At 65.1% G+C, this 4,136-nt stretch carries 4 protein-coding genes; all 4 read left to right on the forward strand.

The window, feature by feature from the left end; translation table 11 throughout:
• On the forward strand, positions 1-1,035 hold a 1,035-nt coding region (gene tolB, locus EOA29_RS27625), incomplete at its 5' end, for a Tol-Pal system beta propeller repeat protein TolB (protein ID WP_127221881.1).
• A 245-nt stretch (positions 1,036-1,280) separates the two neighbouring features.
• Positions 1,281-1,787 carry a peptidoglycan-associated lipoprotein Pal gene (pal, locus tag EOA29_RS27630; protein ID WP_126091447.1) on the forward strand — a complete coding sequence of 169 codons (507 nt, stop codon included), beginning with the start codon at positions 1,281-1,283 and terminating at the stop codon, positions 1,785-1,787.
• A 289-nt stretch (positions 1,788-2,076) separates the two neighbouring features.
• A complete protein-coding gene (ybgF, locus tag EOA29_RS27635; RefSeq protein ID WP_126091448.1) occupies positions 2,077-3,225 on the forward strand; it encodes a tol-pal system protein YbgF in 1,149 nt (382 codons plus the stop codon).
• Positions 3,226-3,276: 51 nt separating this feature from the next.
• Positions 3,277-4,136 (forward strand): tRNA lysidine(34) synthetase TilS (gene tilS, locus EOA29_RS27640; RefSeq protein WP_127221882.1); only part of this gene is annotated, 860 nt, incomplete at its 3' end.

Consider the following 4,136-nt stretch of genomic DNA (forward strand, 5'->3'; position numbering starts at 1 on the left):
CTGCTGCCCCGCAAACGTGTCCCACAGACGGTACTGGGCGCGGATGCGGCCGTCGGCAAGGAGGCCGACGGCCGCATCCGCGCCCAGTACCGTCTGTGGGACACGTTTGCGGGGCAGCAGATGGCCGGCGAACAGTTCTTCGCCAATGACGCCAACACCAGGCGCGTCGCCCATATCATCGCCGACGCCATCTATGAGCGGCTGACCGGCGAAAAGGGCTATTTCGATACGCGCGTCGTCTTCGTCGATGAATCCGGCGCCAAGAACGCACGCAAGAAGCGCCTCGCCATCATGGACCAGGACGGCGCCAATGTGCGCTATCTGTCGGACGGCCGCTCGATCGTGCTGACGCCGCGCTTCTCGCCGAACCGGCAGGAAATCACCTATATGTCTTATGAGAGCGGGCAGCCGAAGGTCTATCTCCTGCAGATCGAGACCGGACAGCGCGAGCTGGTCGGCAACTTCCCGGGCATGACGTTTGCGCCGCGCTTCTCGCCCGACGGCCAGAAGGTGATCATGAGCCTGCTGCGCGACGACGGCAATTCCAACATCTTCGCCATGGATTTGAGGAGCCGCTCGACCACCCGGCTGACCAATTCTACCTCCATCGACACCTCGCCGTCCTATTCTCCCGACGGCAGCAAGGTGGTGTTCACGTCGGACCGCGGCGGCCGCGCGCAGATCTATGTGATGGGCGCCGACGGCTCGGGTCAGACCCGCATCTCCTTCGGCGACGGCGTCTATTCGACACCGGTCTGGTCGCCGCGCGGCGATCTCATCGCCTTCACCAAGCAGACCGGCGGCGAGTTCCAGATCGGCGTCATGAAGACCGACGGTTCCGGCGAGCGCATCCTTTCCTCCGGCTTCCAGCAGGAGGGTCCGACCTGGGCGCCGAACGGCCGCGTGCTGATGTTCTTCCGTGACTCGGCCGGCGGGCCGAAGCTGGTCACGGTCGATCTCACCGGCCGCAACGAGCAGCCGATCCCGACCTCGAACTTCGCCTCGGATCCAGCGTGGTCGCCGCTGCTGGAGTGAGGAGAGGAACTGGGGAACTGACGAATTGAAGAACTGAGGAAAGGCGGATTCCTCAACGCTTCATTTCCCCCTTTTTTCATGTTTTGGCCGCATTTCCGCCTACGGTCCGCGCCCAGTGGTTCCGGGCAAGAAGGCCGAGGACGGCGGCCGAAACCAAAAATTAACCCTGTTTCTTGAATGCCGGTTAACCCAAACGTGGTTACTGGGTGATCAACGAAATCACTCGAATGCGAAGGAGAGGCGGCATGAGCCGTATCGCAGCACTTACCAGGAATCCGGCGATGATCGCGCTGGTGGCAGCGCTTGCCATCACGGGTTGCGCCTCCAAGAAGACGCCGAACAGCGCGGCCGATCTCGGCCTCAACGGCGCCGGCGCCGCCACGCCGGGCTCCGCGCAGGACTTCACCGTCAATATCGGCGACCGCATCTTCTTCGATACCGACTCCTCCTCGATCCGCGCCGACGCGCAGACGACGCTGGGGCGCCAGGCGCAGTGGCTCAACCAGTACAGGCAGTATGCCATCGTCATCGAGGGCCATGCCGACGAGCGCGGCACGCGTGAATACAATCTGGCGCTGGGCGCCCGCCGCGCCGCCGCCACCCGCGATTTCCTGGTCTCCAAGGGCGTTGCGGCCAACCGCCTGAAGACGATCTCCTACGGCAAGGAACGCCCGGTCGCGGTCTGCGACGACATCTCGTGCTGGTCGCAGAACCGCCGCGCCGTCACCACGCTCTCCGGCGCCGGCTCCTGACGGCTCCGCGCCGAAAATCGATATCGATTTTTGCTTCGCTGACCTTCGGTTCGGAAGGGATCACAAGCGCCACAGCGTCCTTTGGGCGTCTGACGACGCGCGGCGCTGTGGACGGCAAAAATACAACATGGCGAAATGAAAGGCGGCCTCAGGGCTGCCTTTTTCGTATGCGACGGGCTGAAACAAAATTTGGCCGAAGTCTCGCGTCCTGCTATGAGCGCGAGGGCGCTTCCTCCCTTCCGATTTGGAAAGGCGCATCAGGCCAACAGATTTCACGGCGAGAGACATAATGCATTTCAGAACGGTCCTGAGCGGCACGCTTGCGCTGCTGCTCGTATCAAGCATCCCAGGCGTCGCCGCCCCGGCAGGCAGCACCGGGCAGTCCTCGGACAGCGGGTTCACTTTCCACCTGCCGACGCTCGGCATCTTCGGCGACAAGACGAAGTCGCAGCAGGCCCAGATGGCGCAGCAGGACAGCGCCGGCGCGACCGGTCTGGAAGATCAGCTCCGCCAGATGAATGGCAAGATCGAGGAGCTCAACTTCCAAATCCTGCAGATGCAGGAGCAGATGCGCAAGCAGCAGGAAGACAACGAATTCCGCTTCCAGCAGCTCGAGGGCGGCTCGCAAGGTGCGAAGCCGACCGGCCAGAAAAAGTCCGAGGCCGCGCCCCCGAACGGCGATACGAACAATGCAAGCAACGGCGATGCGGGCGCCGGCGATGCCGGCACCGATACCGGCGTCGCGCAGGCCCCGGCGACGCAAGCTCCGGCCGATGCGGGAGCGCAGGACGGCGGCGGCAAGAGCGTCGGCGACGTCATCGTCGAGTCGCAGACCGGCGACCCGGGTAAGCTGATCACCGGCGCGCCGCCGAAGACCTTCGGCACCATCACGGTCGACAAGAACGGCAATGTCGTCAATGCCGAGACCGATCCCCAGGCGGGCGCGCCGGCGCAGGCTCCGGCGGCCACGGCGAACGCGCCCGCCGCCGAAACCGGCAACAACAGCGGCAAGAGCAAGTCCGGCGGCACGGTGATGGCTTCATTGCCCTCGACCAACAATCCCGATGAGCTTTACCGCAACTCCTACCAGTTCATTCTGTCGGGCGACTATCCCACCGCCGAACAGGGTTTCCGCGATCATATCTCGCGCTTCCCCAAGGACGCGAAGGCGGCGGATGCGCATTACTGGCTGGGCGAGTCCCTGCTTGGCCAGCAGAAATACCGCGACGCGGCGGAGGTGTTCCTTGGCGCCAGCAAGGAGTATCCGAAGGCCAAGAAGGCGCCCGACATGCTGCTCAAGCTCGGCGTGTCGCTGGTCGGCCTCAAGCAGAACGACGTGGCCTGCGCCACCTTCAACGAGATCGGCAAGCGCTATCCGGATGTTTCCGGCACGTTGAAGGAACGTATCAAGCAGGAAAAGGCGCTGGCGTCGTGCTAGCTTGCATGTCGCTGTCCCAGAACCGGGACCAAGTTTGGGCGACATGCACTGATGCTCGATACCGAGCCTGACCTTTCGGACCGAATTTTTTCAGACTTCGACTTTTCCAGCGGCGCCGTTGCAGCCGTATCCGGCGGCAGCGACTCGACCGCCCTTCTCTTTCTCCTCAAGGACCATCTCGACCGAACCCAGTCCGCGGCAAAGCTGCTTGCGGTGACGATCGATCACGGCCTGAGACCAGGCTCGGCGGCGGAAGCGCGAGCCGTGGCCCAGCTCTGCGCCGAGCGCGGCATCGCGCATCGCACGCTCACCTGGTCCGGCCGCAAGCCGTCGACGGGCCTGCCCGCCGCCGCGCGCGAGGCGCGCTACCGGCTGCTGGCGGAGGCTGCCGAAGCGGAAGGCACCCGCCTGATCCTGACCGGCCACACCGCCGACGATCAGGCGGAGACGGTGCTGATGCGGCAAGCTCGCGACGAAGGGGCACGCGACGAGGGAACTCGCGCCGAGGACGCGCGCGACGGGGGCCGCGGCCTCGCCGGCATGGCGCCCGCCACGCTTTACGATTGGCGGGCATGGATCGCCCGGCCGCTGCTCGGCACGCGCCGCGCTGTATTGCGCGAGATGCTCAAGCGCCGCGGCATCGGCTGGATCGAGGATCCGACCAATGTCGACCAGCGTTTCGAGCGGCCGCGCGTGCGGGCATCCCTTGCATCAGATGACGGCGAACGGCGTTTCGAGGCGGCAATCGCGCGAACCAGGCAAGCCGCGGCCGAACGTGAGGCGCTCGGCCGGCGGGCGGCCATGCAGATCGGTGCTTTTGCCCGCCAACCGTCTCCCGGTCTCATCCGCCTCGACCGCGCTTTCGCCGCCAGCGACGACGGTGAAGGCGCCACCTATGCGTTGCGCATGCT

Origin of the sequence: Mesorhizobium sp. M1E.F.Ca.ET.063.01.1.1, assembly GCF_003998155.1 — a bacterium.
Classification (GTDB): Bacteria; Pseudomonadota; Alphaproteobacteria; order Rhizobiales; family Rhizobiaceae; genus Mesorhizobium.

Bases quoted from the DNA above. Each gene is read 5' to 3' on its own strand.
- pal (WP_126091447.1), top strand. From the start codon at position 1,281: ATGAGCCGTATCGCAGCACTTACCAGGAATCCGGCGATGATCGCGCTG.
- ybgF (WP_126091448.1), top strand. From the start codon at position 2,077: ATGCATTTCAGAACGGTCCTGAGCGGCACGCTTGCGCTGCTGCTCGTA.